Genomic DNA, 21,565 nt, shown 5'->3' with positions numbered 1-21,565 from the left:
GGAAGCAATGAAACTACTTACCCTGAATGTACACGCTTGGTTAGAAGCTAACCAAGCGGAAAAAATAGAGATTCTTGCTGAGACTATTGTGGAAAAGGGTTATGACATCGTTGCCTTACAAGAGGTTAATCAATTGATGTCGGCTCCTGTTATTTCGCCAACGTTAAAGCAAGATAACTATGGTGTCATTCTGTTAAATAAAATCAATCAACGCGTTGCACAGAAATACTCGCTTTTTTGGAGCAATTCGCATATTGGTTACGATAAATATGATGAAGGTATTGCATTTCTAACGCGTTTGCCTGTTTATGATGTTGATGCGTTCTATTGTAGCCAACACCAACGTCTAGACTCGATTCTCTCGCGTAAAATCATTGGATTGACGGTAGAATATCAAGGCCAGTTAATTGAATGTTATTCTTGCCATATCAATTTGCCAAATTGTGATGGTGAAAACCAACTTGATAATGTTCGTTATATTGTAGAGAGAAGTCAAAGTGCGAATCTTAAAATCCTGATGGGTGATTTCAATACTGATGCAATAAGCGATCAGCAAGCTTACCAGCAGATTAAATCCTTAGGTTTATTTGATACGTTTGAAATGGCAGAGCAGAAGGATAGCGGTATCACTGTGGAGAAAGCGATTGACGGTTGGAAAGGCCATAGTGAAGAAAAGCGATTAGATTATATTTTTTTAAACCAAGCAAAAAGGGTTTTATCCAGTCAGGTTATTTTTAATGGTAAAAATAAACCGATTGTTTCCGACCATTTTGGCGTAGAAGTAGCTCTCATCTTGTAGGAGAATCAATATGAAAAAAATGCTCAGTTTTGAATTTTGGCAAAAATTCGGTAAGTGCCTAATGGTTGTGATTGCTGTGATGCCAGCCGCGGGTTTAATGGTGAGTATTGGTAACTCACTGCCTTTGATTAGCGATGCGGAATGGCTAGCGCTTGTTGGAAACATTATCGCCCAAATTGGTTGGGGGATTATTGGTAACCTTCATTTATTATTTGCTTTAGCGATTGGTGGTAGCTGGGCAAATGAGCGTGCGGGTGGTGCATTTGCAGCAGGCCTGGCTTTCATTTTAATTAACTTAATTACCGGTAACTTTTTCGGTGTGAAACTTGAAATGCTAGCGGATCCAAATGCACATGTAAGTACAGTATTGGCCGGTGAAATTCCTGTGGCGAATTACTTTGTGAATGTGCTTGGGCAACCTGCGTTAAATATGGGTGTGTTCGTTGGTATTATCGCCGGTTTTGTGGGTGCTACAACTTTTAACCGTTACTACAATTTCCGTAAATTACCTGAAGTACTGACATTCTTTAATGGTAAACGTTTCGTTCCTTTCGTTGTTATTTATCGTTCTGTATTAGTGGCGATCTTCCTATCATTATTCTGGCCTTTAGTTCAGACCGGTATTAATCATTTTGGGCAATGGATTGCTAACTCACAAAACTCAGCACCAATTTTAGCACCATTTATTTACGGTACCTTAGAGCGTCTATTGCTTCCATTTGGTTTACACCACATGTTGACCATCCCAATGAACTACACTTCATTAGGCGGTACTTATGAGTTCTTAACCGGTGCACAACAAGGTAAACAAGTATTTGGTCAAGATCCACTTTGGCTTGCCTGGGTGACTGACTTAATCAACCTTAAAGATGCAGGTAATTTAACGCAATATAACGAACTTCTTTCAACTGTGACACCTGCTCGCTTTAAAGTAGGACAAATGATTGGTTCAACCGGTATCTTAATGGGCTTGACCCTCGCAATGTATATCAATGTGGATGAAGACAAGAAAAAACTCTATAAAGGTATTTTCCTTTCTTCTGCACTTGCGGTGTTCTTAACAGGTGTGACTGAACCAATCGAATACATGTTTATGTTTGTTGCATTACCGCTTTATATTGTTTATGCGTTAGTACAAGGTTGTGCTTTCGCCATGGCAGATATTGTTGACTTACGTGTGCATTCATTCGGTAACATTGAATTCTTAACGCGTACACCAATGGCGATTAAAGCCGGCATTGGTATGGATGTGCTCAACTTTATTTGGGTATCAATCCTCTTTGCAGTGGCTATGTTCTTTATCGCGAACTTTATGATTAAGAAATTTAATCTTGCCACAGCAGGCCGTAATGGTAACTATGATGCAAAAGGTTCAGATGAAGCTTCTAGCAATGAGCCAAAAGTGGCGGATGCTAGCGCGCAAGTTATTCAAATCATCAACTTACTTGGTGGACGTAATAATATTGCAGATGTTGATGCTTGTATGACACGTTTACGTATCACCGTGCATAATCCAGATTTAGTGGGTGATGAAGCAAGCTGGAAACAAGCGGGTGCAATGGGCTTTATCGTGAAAGGTTCTGGTATCCAAGCGATTTATGGACCAAAAGCAGATGTCTTAAAATCCGATATTCAAGATGTGCTTTCATCTGGCGTTGACATTCCTAAAATGTAATTTTACCTAAATATCTATTTTATCCCCGCCTTCAAGGCGGGGATATCATCTAAATACCTCATCTCGATACTGCTCATCTTCAATCTATCCCAAGAATCCTTTTATTTGATACTATCAACGTACAAAATATTGTCACAACTTTGGTGCTATAAAAAATACCGCCCGTTGTGTAACGAGCGGTATTTCTAGATAGAGGGAAGTGGTCATTAAATGATTAATTGACCGATAATACTGCGAGTTTCTTCTCGTACTTCGGTAAGTTTCACTTTCACCAAATCACCGATTTTGTAACGGCGTTCCCCTTGAATATACAGTGCTAATTCATCAGCATTCACTTGCATTTCATCTTTATTTGGATGCAACGTGGAAGCTGGTACGAACATGGATGCACCATTTTCTAATAATTGAACACGTAAACCGCCACGCATCACATCTTGCACTTCTGCATCAAATTCAGCATTTTCAGCGACTTTGTCAGCAAGATAGCGACAATATAACCAGTCTGCGATATCACGCTCAACCAAGCGATTTTGGCGACGGGCTTCTTGCAAGCGAGCAAGCACTTCATCTTGTGGTTTTTCACAAGCTTGCTGTGTGAGCACGGCTTTAATTAAACGATGGTTCACCATATCGGAATATTTACGGATAGGCGATGTCCAGGTCGCATAACCTTCTAATCCAAGCCCAAAATGTGGAGCGAGTTCGGATTTAAACTCCGCAAAGGTTAAATAACGACGTAAACGGAATTCTAAATAGTCACCTTCAATTGGTTCAATATCATGACGCATTTGGCAATAACCTTTTAAGGTTGCCAAATTTTCCACTGAATAACGTTCAGCAAGTTCAGCTTGATTTTCTTCATTGGCTAAATTTGCCATTAAGAAATTATGGGCATTTTCTAAGAACTTCTTATCAAAGCCAGTATGTGTATTGAAAATACCGGTTTGTGCATGCTCCGCTAAGAATTGAGCGGCACAAATGTTGGCAATGATCATGGATTCTTCCACGATTTGATTTGCAATACGACGATATTCCGCTTTAATTTCTTTCACTTTGCCATTTTCAGCGAGAATAAAGGAGTAGTCCGGTTTCTCTTTAAATAAAAGAGAATGCGTTTTACGCCATTGAATACGCGCTTGAGTAAATTGATGTAACCAATCAATTTGTTGGGCAATTTCAGGTGTTTCCGGTTGCCATGCATCCGGTACTTGTTCTAAATAATCTGAAATCTTGTTATAGGCTAATTTTGCTTTAGATTGTACATAAGCGGACACAAAACGTGGTTTCGCTGTGATGTTACCGACAAGATCTGTTTCAATGTAACACACTAATGCAGGACGAGTTTCATTTGCCATTAATGAACATAATTCATCAGATAATTCACGTGGTAGCATTGGAATGTTGAAGCCTGGCAAATAATTGGTAAAACAACGCTGTTTGGCATCTTTTTCAATTTGTGAATCTAATGCAATGTAAGCTGTGGGATCCGCAATGGCAACGACTAATCGCCAGCCGGTTTGCGTACCATTTTGCTCGATAGGTTCGATGTAAAGTGCATCGTCCATATCCTGAGTACTTTCAGAGTCAATAGTGACAAAATGAAGTGCGGTCAGATCTTCACATGTTTGTTGATCTAACATTTCATAACTTTCTGCACCTTGCACAGGATGACGAGATTGCTCATGACGTGCTAATGTGATCCACCAAGGGGCTAATTCATCATCAGCACGGCAGATAAATTGATTGATAGTGGCATAGAAAAAGCGATCATCACGTAATGGGTGCGTTTTCAAATTTGCTACAACCCAGTCGCCTTCTTGTAATTCTTCTTTGACGGATTTGGCTTGCTGTGCCCCAATGGGTTGGTTGATACTTGGATGATCAACTAAAACTTGCAATTTCTTGTCTTTATTGAACCGCACTTTGGCAATAAAGCGAGTGAGCATTGGTTCAATTAATTCTTCAGGTTCAGCTTGCTCTTTATCGCCTTGCTTTTCAATGGTGGCTTTGATTTTGTCACCGTGCATTACTTTTTTCATCGCAGGCGGGGCAATAAAGTAGCTTTTTTTATCGCACTCTAAAAAACCATAAGCTTTATCAGTACTTTTTACCACGCCTTCAACGTGTTCTTTGCTGTCGTGGATTTGTTGCTTAAGTTGTGCGAGTAATGGATTATCTTGGAACATAGTTATATTTAAAAAAAGAGAAAAGGCAGACTGAAAAGCCTGCCTAAAAATAGATTGTACGAAAAATTATTCTTCGCCTAATTCGCCCATTGCGGTGATGCTGAAACCTGCATCTACGTGAACGATTTCACCAGTAATACCAGATGCTAAATCGGAGCATAAGAATGCTGCAGAGTTACCCACATCTTCGATAGTGACAGTACGGCGTAATGCTGCGGTTTTCTCGAATGTGGCAAGCATTTTCTTGAGGTTTTTAATCCCTGATGCCGCTAAAGTACGGATTGGACCTGCAGAAATTGCATTCACACGAATACCTTCTTTACCTAAATCCGCTGCCATTACGCGCGTTGCTGCTTCAAGAGACGCTTTCGCTAAACACATGACGTTGTAGTTAGGAATTGCGCGTTCTGCACCTAAGTAAGAAAGGGTTAATAACGCCGCATTTGGATTTAAGTAAGGACGTGCCGCTTGTGCCATTGCAACGAAGCTGAAAGCACTGATGTCGTGAGCAATACGGTAGCCTTCACGAGTTGCTGCGTTTACGTAATCGCCATCTAATTGATCGCCAGGTGCGAATGCGATAGCGTGTACGAAACCATCAAATTTTTCCCAACGTTTGCTTAATTCTGCAAAGCAGTTTTGGATGCTTTCATCGGTCGCTACGTCTAAAGGAAGGACGATGTCAGAACCAAATTCTTTTGCAAATTCTTCTACGCGCGGTTGTAATTTATCGTTTAAATAAGTGAAAGCAAGTTCAGCACCTTGTTCTTTCATTGCTTTTGCGATCCCGTAAGCGATAGAACGGTTGCTTGCAAGACCTGTTACTAAAATACGTTTACCAGTTAAGAAACCCATATTTTTTCCTATGTTTGAGTTAAAAAAATCGACGAGATTATACTTGTTTTGTGTGCTTTCGGCAATCAATCACACGTTGTACCAGTTAGGCGGGATTATCAATATCTTTAAATTCTACATCCAAGCCATATTCAGCCGCTAGCCATTCACCTAATGCCTTAATTCCGTAGCGTTCTGTTGCATGGTGACCAGCTGCAAAGAAATGAATACCTTGCTCACGAGCAGAGTGAATTGTTTGCTCCGAAACCTCGCCGGTAATAAAGGCATCACAACCTTGTGCTGCCGCTAAATCAATATAGCCTTGTCCGCCACCGGTGCAAATGCCTACTTTACGGATTAAGTGCGGTCCGTTTTCGGTGCAAATTAACGGTTTACGGTGAAGCACTTGTTCAATACGGTACGCAAATTCTTCAGCGGTAACGGAATCTTTTAACGTTCCCCAAACAGGAATGCTGGTTGAGCTATTTTCTAACGGTTGAAGATCGCTAATCCCTAATAACTGAGCAAGTTTTGCGTTGTTACCTAATTCAGGGTGAATATCTAAAGGTAAATGGTAGCCATATAAATTGATATCATTCACAAGTAAGGTTTTGATGCGTTTGCCTTTCATGCCACGAATACACGGATTTTCGCTTTTCCAAAAATAGCCATGGTGGACAAGAATCGCATCAGCTTGTTGTGCAACGGCATAATCAATCAAAGCTTGGCTTGCGGTGACACCCGTGATGATCTTTTTGATCTCTGCTTTACCTTCTACTTGCAAACCGTTAGGGGCGTAATCATTTATTCTGTCTGTGCTAAGTTTTTCGTTTAGTAAACGTTCAAGTTCTAGATTGTTCATCATTTTTGAGAGAAAAGAAAAAGGTGAGATATGGTAAGGGATTTAAAAAAAAATGGCTAGTGCAAAAGGAGTGGGGGGAATGCACTAGCCAGTAGTGTGTTTGTCATAACACAAGTTTACTATCTAAAACCTTAAAACGAGTTCATTATATATTTAATTATATAAAGATCAAGAAAAAAATAAGGAAATTTTCCTTATTTTTCGATATGTCGTTTTAGTATTCAAAAACAGATAAAAAATCAACCGCACTTATGAATACAAACTTGGCTCATCTTCAGTTGGACGCGTTTTAAATCGGCGGTGTAACCACATGTATTGTTCCACGCCTTTTAAGATTTCTTTTTCCACAACTTTATTCATTCTTGCAGCGATTGCTGTTTCATCTGAAAGATCGGAAAAATCCACTGGTGGAGAAATACTGACCGTATAGCCTGAGCCGTCTTTATTACGCAATGGAGCAAAAGGGACAACTTTACAATTTGGTGCAGATTTAAGCAGATAATAACTGCCTGTCGTAGTTGCGGCTTCTTTTACTGCAAAGAAAGGCACAAATACCGCATTTTTTCTGCCGTAATCGTGATCGGGCGCATACCAAATGGTTTCACCTTTACGTAAGGCTTTGAGCATACCACGCAGATCTTTTCGATTCAGCATGTCTTTGTTTGAACGTAAGCGACCTTTGATTTGTAACCAATCCAATACAGGATTGTCATTGGGACGATAAACGCCTACGCCAGGATGATGTAAGCCCACAATACGCGCGCCTAATTCAAGTGTAAGAAAATGGACGCCTACAAATATGATGCCGTCTTTGGCGTTTTCTTTTAAATAATTTAACCCTTCAATTTTTGACCATTTTTTGATGCGAGCATCAGACCAAAACCATGCCATGCCGGTTTCAATAATCGCCATCCCAATAGCACGTAAGTTTTCTTGCAAAATAGCTTCACGTTCTTGATCGGGCATTTCAGGGAAGCAGAGCTCAAGATTTCGACGGGCAATCGCCGCACGACGTTTTCCCACTTTTAATTTTGAGAAAAGCAAGCCTAAGCCATTGCCGATATGACGTAGAATTGGATAGGGAAGTAACAAAAGGCTTCGCCAAATCGCCACACCAAGCCAAAATCCCCAGTATTTTGGGGCTAGAAAGTGCGGTTGAAATTGAGGGAGTTTTTCGTTTTTCATAATTCTTTTCTGGTTAGTTCGGCGTGTAGTTTATCGCAAATTTGAGTTGTGGTAAAATTGCGCCAAATTTTTATTATTCCAACAGAGAGATTTCAAAATGGCTCAATATTCTGCCAATTTTAATCAAGCAAAAGTATTAGTGTTAGGCGATGTGATGCTTGACCGTTACTGGTTTGGTGCGACTAATCGTATTTCACCGGAAGCACCGGTTCCTGTGGTTCGTGTACAAGATAATGAAGAGCGTGCAGGTGGTGCAGCAAACGTGGCAATGAATATTGCTTCTCTTAATGTACCTGTTCAAATTTTAGGTTTAATTGGTCAAGATGAAACAGGTGCAGCCTTAACCAATTTATTACAACATCAAAAAATTGATTGTAATTTTGTGGCATTGGATACTCACCCAACTATTACGAAATTACGCATTTTGTCTCGTCACCAACAATTACTTCGTTTGGATTTTGAAGAAGATTTCCAAAATGTGGAATGTCATGAGTTGCTTGCGAAATTAGAAGCAGAAGTGAAAAACTTTGGTGCGTTAGTGCTTTCTGATTATGGTAAAGGCACGTTAAAAGATGTGCAAAAAATGATTCAAATTGCACGCAAAGCAAACGTACCAGTCTTGATCGATCCAAAAGGCACAGATTTTGAGCGTTATCGTGGTGCGACTTTACTGACGCCAAATATGTCTGAGTTTGAAGCCGTAGTGGGTAAATGTGCTTCTGAAGAAGAGATCATTGAAAAAGGCTTAAAATTAATTTCAGACATTGAATTGACCGCACTTTTAGTGACTCGCTCTGAAAAAGGCATGACATTACTTCGTCCAAATCAAGAACCGTTCCATTTACCAACCGTTGCCAAAGAAGTATTCGATGTAACAGGTGCGGGTGATACGGTAATCAGTGTCTTAGCTACTGCACTTGCAGATGGTCGTTCTTTTGAAGAATCTTGCTATTTAGCTAATGTGGCGGCAGGTATTGTGGTGGGCAAATTAGGTACATCAACGGTTTCTACTGTGGAATTAGAGAATGCGATCCATGGACGTTCAGAAACCGGCTTCGGTATTATGTCAGAAAGCCAATTAAAAATTGCCGTAGATCATGCTAAAGCACGTGGTGAGAAAATTGTGATGACAAATGGTTGTTTTGACATTCTTCACCCTGGCCATGTGTCTTATTTAGAAAATGCTCGCAAACTTGGCGATCGTTTAATTGTTGCTGTAAATACGGATGATTCAGTCAAACGCTTAAAAGGTGAAAGTCGCCCAATTAACAATCTGAATGCACGTATGGCAGTATTGGCAGGTTTAGCTTCAGTGGATTGGGTGGTCTCTTTTGATGAAGATACACCACAACGTTTAATTGGTGAGATTTTACCGGATTTATTGGTGAAAGGCGGCGATTACAAACCTGAAGAGATTGCAGGCAGTAAAGAAGTGTGGGCGAATGGTGGCGATGTTCGTGTATTGAATTTCGAAAATGGTTGTTCAACCACAAACGTAATTGAAAAAATTAAAGCGCTGAAAGATTAATTTATTAAGGAATGAGTAGAATAAAGCTTGCCTTTATCCTGCTCAATCGTTAAAATTCAGGCTCCTTGTCATCGCTGAGTTAGAGATCGGCGAATGATGTATTAATAACACTACCTTTTAGGAGTAAAAAATGTCTCTAAGTACTGAAAAAAAAGCAGCAATTGTTGCTGAATTTGGTCGCGATGCGAAAGATACTGGTTCTTCTGAAGTTCAAATCGCATTATTAACTGCACAAATCAACCACTTACAAGCTCACTTCGCTGAGCACAAAAAAGACCACCATGGTCGTCGTGGTTTATTACGTATGGTTTCTCGTCGTCGTAAACTTTTAGACTACTTAAAACGTACTGATCTTGCTTTATACCAAAGCACTATCGCTCGTTTAGGTTTACGTCGCTAATTTTTATTACGATAGTAAAAATAAAAGCCTTCGAATTACCGAGGGCTTTTTTATTTTTTGTATATTAGAAAAATAAAAAAACGGTCAAAAATTTGACCGCTCTTTGTTAATTATTAGTTTGCAATGCCTTTATGACGAAGTAATGCGTCTAATTGAGGTTCACGTCCACGGAAGCGTTTGAATAAGACCATTGGTTCTTCAGAGCCACCGCGAGTGAGAATTTCATCCAAGAAAGATTTACCGGTAACTGGATTGAAAATCCCCTCTTCTTCAAAGCGAGAGAAAGCATCTGCAGATAGCACTTCAGCCCATAAATAGCTGTAATAACCGGCCGCGTAACCGCCTGCAAAGATATGGCTAAAGCTATGTGGTGTTCTTGCCCATTCAACACCTTTAATCACGGCAACTTTATTTTTCACTGCTTTTAAGGTATCAAGTACTTGGTTAGCTTTACCCTCTTCAAAAGTATGATGAAGGGTAAAATCAAACAAGCCAAATTCAAGCTGACGTAACACAAACATTGCCGCTTGATAGTTTTTTGCTTTCAGAAGTTGATTTAATTTTTCTTCTGGCAATGGTTCATGTGTTTCAAAGTGACCAGAAATAAAATCAAGAGCTTCTTTTTCCCAGCACCAGTTTTCCATAAATTGACTTGGAAGCTCTACCGCATCCCAAGGTACACCATTGATACCCGCGACATCAGGCACATCAACTTTGGTGAGCATATGGTGAATGCCGTGACCAAACTCATGGAAGAGAGTCGTGACTTCATCATGGGTGAATAGTGCAGGTTTATCACCAATAGGCGCGTTGAAGTTACAGGTTAAATAGGCAACAGGTTTTTGAATTGAACCGTCAGCATTACGTTTTCTACCGATGCAATCATCCATCCAGGCACCACCACGTTTATTTTCGCGTGCATAAAGATCGAGATAGAAACTGCCGCGTACTTCTCCCGTTTCATCAATTAAATCAAAGAAACGCACATCTTTATGCCAAGTATCTACGCCAAAACGTTCAACTGCACGAATATTAAAAATACGTTTAATTAATTCAAATAAGCCCGAAATAACGCGATCTTCAGGGAAATAAGGACGAAGTTCTTCATCATTGATCGCATATAAATGTTGTTTTTGTTTTTCAGAGTAGAAACTGATATCCCAAGGGGCAAGTTCCGTTATACCAAATTCTTTTTCACAATAAGCTTTGAGTTCCGCTAATTCTTTCTCTCCTTGTGCTTTTGAACGATCCGCAAGATTATTTAAGAAATCTAACACTTGTTGTGGATTTTCTGCCATTTTGGTCGCAAGTGAGCGTTCAGTATAGGTATTGAAACCTAGCAATTTCGCTAGTTCCACGCGTAACGTCATGATTTCTTCAATGATCGCTGTGTTATCCCATTTACCTGCGTTTGGACCTTGATCAGAAGCGCGAGTTGCATAAGCACGATACATTTCTTCGCGTAGTGCTGCATTTTCGCAATAGGTCATGATTGGCAAATAACTTGGAATTTCTAACGTAAAACGATAGCCTTTTAAGCCTTTACTTTCAGCAGATTGTTTTGCTGCAAGTAATGCAGATTCAGGAAGACCCGCTAATTGGCTTTCATCTTCAATAACCTTTTCCCAACCCATGGTGGCATCGAGTACATTATTGCTAAATTGTGCACTTAATTCTGATAAACGTGCCACAATCTCACCATAACGCTTTTGTTTTTCTTCGGACAAACCAATACCTGAAAGCTCAAAATCACGCAGTGCATTTTCAATGGCTTTTTTTTGTGCTACTGAATAAGTGGCAAATTCAGGACTATTTTTTAAGGCTAAATAAGCGTTGTATAAGCCTTTGTGTTGGCCTACCCAGGTGCTGTATTCAGAGAGTAGTGGTAAGCAGGCTTGGTATGCATCGCGTAATTCAGGACTGTTTTTCACTGAATTTAAATGAGAGATTGGTGACCAAGCGCGGCTTAGGCGTTCGCCTGCTTCAGAAAGCGGTTCAATAAAATTTTCCCAAGTAAAGTGCGGTTGTTTTAAAACTTGTTCAATGGCTTGACGGTTTTCTTCGATAAGTTCTTGGATTGCCGGTTGAATATGTTCTGGTTTGATTTGAGAAAACGGCGGTAAACCTTCAATATGAAGTAATGGATTAGACATAAATATTCCTTTTGCTAACAGTTTCTTTAGTAAGTTGCGACAAATTCTATAATATCAAGGTTGAAAAATCTAAAAAATCAGTAATAATTGCGTATCACTTTTATTTAGGAATAAGAATGAACGGCGTGTTATTGTTTTCTGGCTTAATCACTTTTTCGATTATAGCCGGTTTTGTTGCACTTAAATTTTTTCCCAAAAATCCTTTAATTAAAGCCATTTATATTATACTAGGCTGTATTTCTTTGGTTTTAGGCGTGATTGGTATTTTTCTACCATTTCTGCCGACTACACCTTTTTTATTGCTCACGCTTTATTCGTTTGCGCAAGGTTCTTCTCGTTTAGAACGTTGGTTCTTGGAGACGAAACTTTATCAAAAATACCTAAAATCCTTTAATGAGCGACGTTCATTAACGAAAAAAACAAAAATCTCTATTTTAACCTTTTCAACCACGATGCTTTTAATTGGTTTTTATTTTACTCCAAGTGTTGTGGGACGAACGATCATTGCGATTTTAATTGCGGTAAAATATTGGTTCTTTTTCTTTTGGATTAAAACAGAAGACGTTGAAAATGGATAATGCTTTCCTTACTTGGCTTAAAAGTGCGGTCATTTTGGGTGTCGTTTTTGGATTAAGCGGTTGTGACAAATTAAATAGCCCGAAATCTACAAACACGGCAACAGAAGAGAAACCAACACAAAGCCAGTCTATTGAACAAGAAAATACTTCAAAACCGAGTAGAACTTTACTGACTCGGGCGTTTACTCATTCTCCTTCTTTTGAGCCTTGGTTTGTGCGTTATCCTGAACAAGAAAACTTATTGCGCGATTTATATGAAGGCTTAACCGCTTATGATCAGGAAGGACGAATCGTGCCAGGTATCGCAGAAAGTTGGCAAACAAAAGACAACAAAACCTGGATCTTTACCTTACGTGAAGGGCTTCGTTGGTCAAACGGTGAACTTTTAGTCGCTCAAGATGTGATGCTTTCTTGGCAAGCACTGTCTCAATCCAATAGTCCATTAAGATCTTATTTGGCTTATCTTAATCTAAAAAATGCGAAAGGCGTTTTAGAAAAAAATAAACCTTTTAAGAGTTTAGGCATTTATGCGGAAAATGACCGCACTTTACGCATTGAGCTTGATAAACCAACACCGTATTTGCCGGAAATGTTGGCGCATATTAGCCTCGTGCCACAATATAGCGATCCTGATTCCCCTGTGACTAATGGGGCTTATATGATCGAAAGTGAAAGTGTGAGAAGCATACACTTAGCGAAAAACCCCTATTATTGGCAGAAAAATAATGTCGCTTTTGAACGCGTAGCTTATCTACCTTTTGTTGCGCCTAAATTGGCTGAATTTGATGTGGTGGTTGATGTGCCTGAAGTTCATTCAGATCTTCAGCATTTTCCGAAGCTTTGTGAGTATTTTTATGAATTTAATTTAAACGATCCTAAACTTGCTAAGGCAGATGTGCGTAAGGCGATTGCTTCGTTGGTTTCGGTTACGAATATTGTGAATAATGAGATTCCAGCGGCAATTCCAAGTTCTTATTTTTTACCGAAAGCTATGCTAAATGGACAAGATTCAAGATGGGAGCCCGTTGTTGCCGAGCAGTTATTGGCTCAAAATAAAATTGATGAAAGACATCCGCTACATTTAAATGTGCTCTATGATGATGCACCCTTGCATGTGAATATCGCGCAACGTGTAGTAGGGCAATTAACGCAGTCCGATATGTTGCGCGTGGATGCTCAACCTGTTAATTGGCAAACATTACAGACTAAGCGCCAAAAAGGGGATTTCCAAGTCATTCGTTCTGGTTGGTGCGCAGACTTTAATCATCCGATGGCATTCTTGGGTTTGTTCTATTCTAAAAGCCCCGATAATAAAAATGGCTATGCTAATGCAGAATACGATCAACTTTTTGAGCAAGCACTGAAAAGCTTAAATGAAAAAGAGCGGTCAGAAATTTACTTAAAATTAAGTGAGAAGATCCAACAGGAAAACCTTGCGTTACCGCTTTTCCAATACACTACACCGGTTTATATTTCTCCAACTATTATGGGAGCGAAGAAAAATCCAGTAGGGGTTATTTACAGTAAGGATCTATGGCGAAAAGTTGAAAATTAAAGCTGATTAAGAAAGTTGTTCATAATGTGATGAACAACTTTTTTATTAAACTTCATTAAAAGTGCGAAGTAACACTATTTACTTTTTATTTTTATCCGCTACAATACACAACAAATCAACCTAGAGGGAAATCCTGATGTTAAAAATGAATGATTTGGTTAAGCTTAGTCAGACACCAAAATCCACGGTGCTGTACTATGTGAAAGAAGGTTTGTTGCCAGAGCCGGTGAAAGATAAACCGAATTTTCATCTCTATGATGAACATTGTGTGAAGTTGCTTAGTTTTATTAAATATCTACAAAGCAATTTCAATGCGACAATTTCACAAATTAAAGCACTTTTTGCTCATCCTCATTTTGATTGGAATAACCCTTATGAAAGCCTTATTGGATTATTGGATATCATCATGGGGGCAGAAAATGAGGTATTCACTATTGAGCAATTATGTGAAGAATTTCATCTTTCCGCTAAACAAATCGAAGACATGGTAGCGGAAGGCTTATTGAATCCTCGTGAAGGCATTTTTACAGCAAAAGAACGTGATATTTTGGCGATCTTGTCTCGTTGTGATGAAGCTGAAATGGATGTGGTGAAAGCTTATTTAGCTGCAGCGAAAATGTTAGCAGAAAAAGAGGTGAATGTGACTTTAGCTGCATTAGCCAATAGCGAACAAAAAGATGAAAAATTAAAACATTTATTTGATTTATTGTTGGTGTTAAAACCTTATCTTTTGAATATGAAAACCTTTAATCTTTATCAAGCGGAGAGTGCGAAATGAAACTCTTAAAATATGCTGGCTTTGTGCCTTATTTAGCCATTGCCTTTATTAATGCCAGTGTAGATTTGGCACATAAAATTACCATTCAAAATGTATTGCTGAAAAGCTTTTCAGGTGAGAGTTTGGTGGTTTTAACGGCATTAATTAATGCGATGATTTTATTACCGTTTATTTTCTTGTTTTCCCCTTCGGCATTTATCAACGATAAATTTTCTCGCACCAATGTGATCCGTTACAGCAGTTTAGCGGCGGTGGCGATTAGCGCGGGGATTTTATTGAGTTATATGACGGGTATGTTTGCGCTTTCCTTTGTACTGACATTGATTTTGGCGGCGCAAAGTGCGGTCTATTCTCCGGCTAAATATAGCATTATTAAATCGATTGTGGGCACCGAAAATATCGGTATGGCAAACGGTGTGATTCAAGCGCTCACCATTGTGGCCATTCTATTTAGTTCTTTTGCCTTTTCTTTCTTCTTTGAAGCACATTATGTGGCATCAGATGACCCGAATGAAGTATTACAAAGTGTTTGGGTGATAGGTGTAGCATTAGTATTATTGAGTGCACTAGAAGCCTATTTTGCTTTTAAAATTCCATTCTTTAAACAAGAAGCTGAAAATACAGAAGGTCAGTTTGATATGAGAAAATACCTTTCTCTAGGGTATTTAAAAGATAATGTTCGTACATTAAAAGCTGATCAAAATATTTGGCTGAGTGTCATTGGACTAAGCCTGTTTTGGGGCGTGTCACAAATTATTGTGGCGGCATTTCCTGCACATTATAAAGCAATGTTCAATGAAGATAATGCTGTTGTCATTCAAGCAATTCTAGCGGTGAGTGGAGTCGGACTAGTGTTAGGTTCATATCTTGCAGGACGTGCTTCTCGTTTGCATATTGAGTTAGGTATTGTGCCGCTTGGGGCATTGGGTATTTGTGCATCGTTATTTTTCTTAACGCTAGCCCAAAGTGGTGTGGTATTGGCACTTTGTTCTTTTGTCTTTGGTTTCTCTGGCGGTTTATTGATTGTGCCATTGAATGCAACTATTCAGTATTTCGCACCTGAGAAAATCAGCGGCAAAATCATGGCGGGTAACAATTTTGTGCAAAACGTGTTCATGGTGGTCTTCTTGCTATTAAGCATTGTTTTTGTACAACTTAATGTTTCGACTCAAGGTTTGTTCTTAGTGACATCTGCTGCATGTTTTGCTGCGAGTCTATATACCATGTCGAAAGTGCCTCATTTATTTACGCGTTTATTCTTACTCTTTGCGTTAAAAGCGAATTACCGTTTTCATGTGGATGGGTTAAAAAATCTTCCACAAAGTGGAGGAGTTCTATTATTAGGTAACCATATTAGCTGGATTGACTGGTTAGTATTACAAGCGGCTAGCCCTCGTGCGATTAAATTTGTGATGTATCGCCCGATTTACAACAAATGGTATCTCACTTGGTTCTTCCGTATTTTCAAAGTGATCCCAATTGGTGGCGGTTCAAGCCGTGAATCTATTGAAACCATTCGTGAATATTTAGCGCGTGGTGAAGTGGTGGCTTTATTCCCAGAAGGTCATATCAGCTATAACGGTCAAATCAATGAGTTCCAAAAAGGCTTTGAGCATGTATTAAAAGATTTAGAGAATGTGACGACTGTTCCTTTCTATTTACGTGGATTATGGGGCAGCAGCTTCTCTCGTGCGGATTCTTTCTATAAGAATTTAACTAAACGCCAAGGCAAACGTGAAATTTTAGTAGCATTTGGTAAACCAATTCATGGCTTTATTGATGCGACAGCGATGAAGCAAAAAGTACTAGAACTTTCTTTCTCAGTATGGGAAAAAGTCATGAGTAAACGTAAACCGCTGATGCATCATTGGTTGAGTTCAGCAAAATCGAATCTATTCAAAGAAGCTACCGTGGATGCACAAGGCACTAAACTGAATAACCTGAAATTTATTGCTGCAGTGCTAATGTTTGTGAAAACCTTAAAAACTGCTTTAGGGAATGAAAAAAATATTGGTGTGTTATTACCAAGTTCATCAATCGGGGCAATTATTAATATGACCCTAATGGTGATGGGCAAAGTACCGGTAAATTTAAACTACACACTAAGCCCAGAAGTGATGGAAAAAGCGTTGAAAAAAGCCAACATTTCGCAAGTCATTACCTCTGAAAAATTCTTGGATAAGTTGAACGCAAAAGGTTTTGACTTTAGCCAAGTGGTGGCTGATAAAGCCCTCTTTATGGAAAATTTAGGGAAATCGATCACTAAAGCGAATAAAGTGCGGTCATTTTTAACCGCATTTTTGGCGCCACAATGGTGGATTAAATTACGTTACTTTGCAGATGTAAGCTTGGAAGATAATGCAACCATCTTATTTAGTAGTGGCAGTGAAGGTGATCCAAAAGGCATTGAATTAAGCCATAAAAACCTACTGACAAACATTAAACAGATTGGTGAATTATTAAACTTCCACAAAGATGATGTGATTTTGAATTCCTTACCAATTTTCCATTCATTCGGCTTAACAGTGACAACTTTATTGCCATTGTGTGAAGGCATTAAAATGGTAAGTGTAGCGGATCCGACAGATGGGGCGACAGTAGGAAAAATGTGTGCTCGACATCGGGTGAGTATTTTATTTGGTACTTCAACTTTCTTTAGATTGTATGTACGCAATAAGAAATTCCATCCGTTAATGCTACAAAACGTACGTATGGTTATTGCTGGCGCCGAAAAATTGAAAGCGGATGTAAAAGAAGCCTTCAAACTTAAATTTGGCTTGGAAATTTACGAAGGTTATGGCGCAACTGAAACAGCACCGGTAGCTAGTGTGAATATGCCTAATTTACTTGATCCGGAAACCTTACAGGAATTTACCTTCAATCAAGCTGGTACGGTAGGTATGCCATTACCTGGCACCATTATTAAAATTGTGGATCCAGAAAGCTTGCAAGAATTACCAGTCGGCGAAGACGGTTTGATCTTGATTGGTGGTGGGCAAGTCATGAAAGGTTATTTGAATGCACCAGAAAAAACAGCAGAAGTGATTGTTGAAATTGACGGTGTACGTTATTACAAAACTGGCGATAAAGGCCATATCGATCATAACGGCTTTATTACCATTGTGGATCGTTATTCTCGATTTGCTAAAGTCGGTGGCGAAATGATCAGCCTCGGTAGCGTGGAAGAGAAACTTGCACAAGTATTTGATGAAGAAAATCAATTTGTTGCGGTCGCTGTAAGCGATGATAAAAAAGGCGAGAGCATAGTGCTTTTAATTAAATCTACGCTTTCTTTAGATGAGATCAATGAACGTATTAAAGGATTAAATGTACCGCCGATTACGCTTCCAAGCCAAGTCTTTTTAGTGGATGAAATTCCAATGCTCGGAAGTGGTAAAGTGGATTTTAAAGGCGCGAAGAATCTGGCGATGAGTTTGGTTGAGTAAAGAACATCGTAGTAAATAAAAGAGCGGTCAATTTGACCGCTCTTTTTATTGATAGATAAATAAATTATTCTACTTTTATAATCCAGCCTTCAGGTGCTTCAACATCACCGAATTGGATACTGGTTAGCTCGTTGTAAAGTTTACGTGTAACAGGGCCTACCTCAGTTTCTGAATAGAATACGTGGAATTTACCTTTGTGTTGAATACCGCCTACTGGGGTAATGACGGCAGCAGTACCACAAGCCCCTGCTTCGGCAAATTGATCAAGTTGATCGATATATACGTCACCTTCAATGGCTTCCATACCCAAACGTTCTTTTGCAATGTGAAGTAATGAGTATTTAGTGATACTTGGTAAAATGGATTCAGATGCTGGCGTGATAAATTTATTATCTTTGGTGATACCAAAGAAGTTTGCCGCACCCACTTCTTCAATCTTAGTGTGAGTTTTTGGATCAAGATAGATCGCATCTGCAAATTTACGTTCTGGCGTACCTTCTTCTGCGGCTAGTTCATGTGGAAGCAAACTTGCTGCATAGTTACCACCCACTTTTACGCCACCTGTACCCATAGGTGCAGCACGGTCGTAATCAGTGGTGATGAAGTTTGATGGCGCTAAACCACCTTTGAAATATGCGCCGACAGGGCAGCAGAATACAGAGAAAATAAATTCAGGTGCGGTTTTTACACCGATATTCGCGCCAGTACCAAAGAGGAATGGACGTAAATATAATGTCGCGCCAGAGCCATAAGGGCCTAACCATTCTTGGTTTGCTTTTACCACTTCTTTACAAGCACGGATAAATAATTCTGTTGGCACTTGTGGCATTAATAAGCGATCAGAGGTGTGTTGCATGCGTTTTGCATTTTGATCTGGACGGAATAGATTGATTGAACCGTCTTTACAACGATAAGCTTTTAAGCCTTCAAAGCATTGTTGGCCATAGTGAATTGCGGTCGAACCTTCGTGGATATGTAGCATGTTATCGGTAGTAAGTTTTCCTTCATCCCATTTACCATCTTTCCAATGTGCAATGAAACGGTAATCTGTTTTGACATAACTAAATCCAAGGTTATTCCAGTCTAAGTCTTTCATTTTGCTTCCTTAATTTGTATAAATAATTTTATGAATGGAAATGCAGTTAATCTACACCATAACGGCAACTATGAAAACCTTTAAACTCAAAAATATTGTGATTTTTCAAAATTTTTATTGGATTTTCAAATTTGTGAAGTAGGTCAGGAAATAAAATTTTGCTTATGTTAGAATGGCTGAAATAAAAAAACGCTACTCGAAATGAGCAGCGTTTAACCAAAAATGGTTTAATATATACAGGAAGTAAATGAGTAACTTAATTGTTACTCCAGTTCGGAGAACCGAACTATATGCAAACACAACATCATACTTAAGTCTGAAACTCATTAACTTGTAAGGAATTACCAATCATTAAGTATGTGTATATTGTAGGTAGAAGGTAATGAAAGGACAAATGATGTTTTTTTATTTGATGCATAAAAAAAACTAATTCGAATTGAATCTTTTTCATTATAAACTAAAATTTAGCTGTTGGGAAGAATTATGTATAAACGTTTGCCTCCCCTGAATTCATTGAAGTCTTTCGAATCAGCTGCTCGACATTTAAGCTTTACAAAAGCTGCTGATGAACTTTTTGTGACACAAGCCGCAGTGAGCCATCAAATAAAATTATTAGAAGATTTTTTAGGTGTCGAGCTTTTTATACGTAAAAATCGTTCACTCGAATTGACGGAATTTGGGAAAGCCTATTTTGTTGATATTAACAAAGTTTTGCGAAAATTAAATGAATCGACTGAACGTTTATTAACACTTAAAGCAGAGCCTCATTTGGCAATTAGCGTGCCACAAACCTTTGGTATCCAATGGCTTGTGCCACATTTGAGTGATTTTAATAAACAACACCCTGAAATTGAAGTACGTTTGAAGGGGGTCGATCAAGATGAAGGTTTATTGAATAAAGAAATTGATATTGCCATTTATTATGGCAAAGGTGATTGGGATAATTTACAGGTTGATCGTTTAGGCGAGGAAAATCTCGTGATTTTAGCAGCGCCTTCATTGCTTGAGAAAATACCCGTTCGCCGTCCTGGTGATTTGAAAAAGCACACGCTGATTCACACACACACTCGAGATAACTGGCAAGCGATGGCTGATTATCTCAAATTAGAGGATTTGAATATTCAGCAAGGCCCGTTATTTAGTCATACCTTTATGGCATTACAAGCGGCGGTTCATGGTCAGGGTATTGCACTCGCTAATCGCATTTTGGCTCAGCAAGAAATTGAAAATGGCCATTTGCAAATTGTGTTACCAACCGAATTACGGGATCCGAAATCATTCTATGTAGTTAATCATTTAGATCGTTTAGATGATAAACAAATTCAAGCCTTTAGAACATGGATTAAAGATTCAATAAAATTAGGGAAAATATGAATAAAATAGCCTTATATTGTCGAATTGGTTTTGAAAAAGAAGTCGCCGCAGAAATTACCGACCGAGCTTCTGAGCGTGGTGTATTTGGTTTTGCTCGCGTAGTAGAAAACAGCGGCTATGTCATTTTTGAATGCTATCAACCAGGTGATGCAGATCGTTTAGCGAGAGAAATCCCATTTAATCGTTTGATTTTTGCACGTCAAATGATCGTTGTGTCAGATCTCTTAGAAAATCTGGATCCTCAAGATCGTATTTCGCCAATTCGGGCTCAATATGAACGCATTGCAGAAGACATTAATCTTAAGCAAGCGGTAGAGCTATTTGTTGAAACTGCAGATACTAATGAAGCCAAAGAGCTTTCGACATTTTGCCGAAAATTTACTGTGCCGTTGCGCCAAGCGTTGAAAAAGAAAGGTTGGTTACAAGGCAAACCGAATGCAAAGCGCGGTCAGATTTTACATTGTTTTTTCACGCAGCCGAATTGCTGCTATGTGGGGTATTCCTATCTTGGTAATAACTCCACCCACTTTATGGGAATCCCACGTTTAAAATTCCCAGCGGATGCACCAAGTCGCTCAACTTTAAAATTGGAAGAAGCGATTTTAACTTTTATTCCTCGAAATGAAGAAAGTAAACGCTTGAATGAAAATATGGTTGGCGTCGATCTCGGTGCTTGTCCCGGTGGCTGGACTTATCAGTTAGTGAAACGTGGTTTATTTGTTTATGCGGTTGATCACGGCAAAATGGCGGCAAGTTTACATGATACTGGCAGAATTGAGCACTGTCCGGAAGATGGATTTAAATTCCAACCACCAAAACGTAAGCATATTGATTGGCTTGTGTGTGATATGGTGGAGCAACCAAGCCGAATTGCGAATTTAATTGGAAAATGGTTGATTAACGGCTGGTGCCGAGAAACTATTTTCAATTTGAAATTACCAATGAAAAAACGCTATCAAGAAGTGATGTTGTGCCTAGAAAATCTTGCGGTGATGTTAGCAGAAAAAGAACTGGAATTTGCTATTCAGGCGAAGCATTTGTATCACGATCGTGAAGAGATTACGGTACATATTGCTTTAAAATAAAAAAGCAAAGTGCGGTCAAAAAATCCCATGT

16 protein-coding genes are annotated in these 21,565 nt (G+C 39.0%); 10 read left to right on the top strand and 6 right to left on the bottom strand.

The features are described from left to right. Positions 1–7: 7 nt before the first annotated feature. Both DPV95_RS01645 and DPV95_RS01640 read left to right on the top strand, forming a co-directional pair. The gene (locus DPV95_RS01645) at positions 8–799 is read left to right on the top strand and encodes an endonuclease/exonuclease/phosphatase family protein (protein ID WP_111406541.1); all 792 of its coding nucleotides are present in this window, start codon (positions 8–10) and stop codon (positions 797–799) included. Between the two features lie 10 nt (positions 800–809). Then, positions 810–2,474 carry a PTS transporter subunit IIBC gene (locus tag DPV95_RS01640; RefSeq protein ID WP_111406540.1) on the top strand — a complete coding sequence of 555 codons (1,665 nt, stop codon included), beginning with the start codon at positions 810–812 and terminating at the stop codon, positions 2,472–2,474. 206 nt (positions 2,475–2,680) lie between these two features. On the opposite strand, the gene rnb is transcribed toward DPV95_RS01640, so the two are convergent. From rnb to DPV95_RS01620, 4 genes are all read right to left on the bottom strand, one after another. Next, positions 2,681–4,660, bottom strand: coding sequence for an exoribonuclease II (gene rnb, locus DPV95_RS01635; RefSeq protein WP_111406539.1), 1,980 nt, complete (start codon positions 4,658–4,660; stop codon positions 2,681–2,683). Positions 4,661–4,726: 66 nt separating this feature from the next. Next, positions 4,727–5,515, bottom strand: coding sequence for an SDR family oxidoreductase (locus DPV95_RS01630; protein WP_005635869.1), 789 nt, complete (start codon positions 5,513–5,515; stop codon positions 4,727–4,729). An 85-nt stretch (positions 5,516–5,600) separates the two neighbouring features. Further along, the gene (locus tag DPV95_RS01625; protein WP_111406538.1) at positions 5,601–6,356 is read right to left on the bottom strand and encodes a Nif3-like dinuclear metal center hexameric protein; all 756 of its coding nucleotides are present in this window, start codon (positions 6,354–6,356) and stop codon (positions 5,601–5,603) included. Positions 6,357–6,605: 249 nt separating this feature from the next. Continuing rightward, positions 6,606–7,541, bottom strand: a complete 936-nt coding sequence (locus DPV95_RS01620; RefSeq protein ID WP_070853077.1) for a Kdo(2)-lipid IV(A) acyltransferase — start codon at positions 7,539–7,541, stop codon at positions 6,606–6,608. Positions 7,542–7,638: 97 nt separating this feature from the next. Between DPV95_RS01620 and hldE the strand changes: the two genes are divergently transcribed. Further along, on the top strand, positions 7,639–9,069 hold the full coding sequence (gene hldE / locus DPV95_RS01615; protein ID WP_111406537.1) for a bifunctional D-glycero-beta-D-manno-heptose-7-phosphate kinase/D-glycero-beta-D-manno-heptose 1-phosphate adenylyltransferase HldE: 1,431 nt from the start codon (positions 7,639–7,641) through the stop codon (positions 9,067–9,069). A gap of 130 nt (positions 9,070–9,199) precedes the next feature. Next, positions 9,200–9,469: a 30S ribosomal protein S15 gene (gene rpsO / locus DPV95_RS01610; RefSeq protein WP_005628925.1), complete on the top strand. Its 270-nt coding sequence runs from the start codon at positions 9,200–9,202 to the stop codon at positions 9,467–9,469. 113 nt (positions 9,470–9,582) lie between these two features. Here the strand turns inward: rpsO and prlC are convergent, their stop codons facing one another. Then, entirely contained in the window at positions 9,583–11,622 is a 2,040-nt protein-coding gene (gene prlC / locus DPV95_RS01605) for an oligopeptidase A (RefSeq protein WP_111406536.1), read from the bottom strand. Positions 11,623–11,828: 206 nt separating this feature from the next. Between prlC and DPV95_RS01600 the strand changes: the two genes are divergently transcribed. The 4 genes from DPV95_RS01600 to DPV95_RS01585 all read left to right on the top strand — a co-directional run bounded on the left by DPV95_RS01600 (position 11,829) and on the right by DPV95_RS01585 (position 17,979). Continuing rightward, a complete protein-coding gene (locus tag DPV95_RS01600) occupies positions 11,829–12,200 on the top strand; it encodes a YbaN family protein (RefSeq protein WP_111406593.1) in 372 nt (123 codons plus the stop codon). Beyond that, complete coding sequence (locus DPV95_RS01595; protein WP_111406535.1) at positions 12,193–13,755, top strand: peptide ABC transporter substrate-binding protein; 1,563 nt, start codon at positions 12,193–12,195, stop codon at positions 13,753–13,755. Before DPV95_RS01600 ends, DPV95_RS01595 begins: the two co-directional genes overlap by 8 nt. 136 nt (positions 13,756–13,891) lie before the next feature. Beyond that, a complete protein-coding gene (locus tag DPV95_RS01590; protein ID WP_111406534.1) occupies positions 13,892–14,533 on the top strand; it encodes a MerR family transcriptional regulator in 642 nt (213 codons plus the stop codon). Continuing rightward, positions 14,530–17,979 (top strand): acyl-[ACP]--phospholipid O-acyltransferase, encoded by a 3,450-nt coding sequence (locus tag DPV95_RS01585; RefSeq protein ID WP_111406533.1) that lies wholly within the window; start codon positions 14,530–14,532, stop codon positions 17,977–17,979. The genes DPV95_RS01590 and DPV95_RS01585 overlap by 4 nt, the downstream gene beginning before the upstream one ends. A 64-nt stretch (positions 17,980–18,043) precedes the next feature. On the opposite strand, the gene DPV95_RS01580 is transcribed toward DPV95_RS01585, so the two are convergent. Next, entirely contained in the window at positions 18,044–19,075 is a 1,032-nt protein-coding gene (locus tag DPV95_RS01580; protein ID WP_111406532.1) for a branched-chain amino acid aminotransferase, read from the bottom strand. Positions 19,076–19,558: 483 nt separating this feature from the next. On the opposite strand from DPV95_RS01580, the gene gcvA reads away from it, so the two are divergent. Then, positions 19,559–20,449, top strand: coding sequence for a transcriptional regulator GcvA (gene gcvA, locus DPV95_RS01575; protein ID WP_111406531.1), 891 nt, complete (start codon positions 19,559–19,561; stop codon positions 20,447–20,449). Next, positions 20,446–21,534 carry a 23S rRNA (cytidine(2498)-2'-O)-methyltransferase RlmM gene (gene rlmM, locus DPV95_RS01570; RefSeq protein ID WP_111406530.1) on the top strand — a complete coding sequence of 363 codons (1,089 nt, stop codon included), beginning with the start codon at positions 20,446–20,448 and terminating at the stop codon, positions 21,532–21,534. Before gcvA ends, rlmM begins: the two co-directional genes overlap by 4 nt. Positions 21,535–21,565: the final 31 nt, after the last annotated feature.

Origin of the sequence: Haemophilus parainfluenzae (genome assembly GCF_003252755.1) — a bacterium.
Classification (GTDB): domain Bacteria; phylum Pseudomonadota; class Gammaproteobacteria; order Enterobacterales; family Pasteurellaceae; genus Haemophilus_D; species Haemophilus_D parainfluenzae_N.
This window is presented reverse-complemented; position numbering and strand designations above follow the sequence as displayed.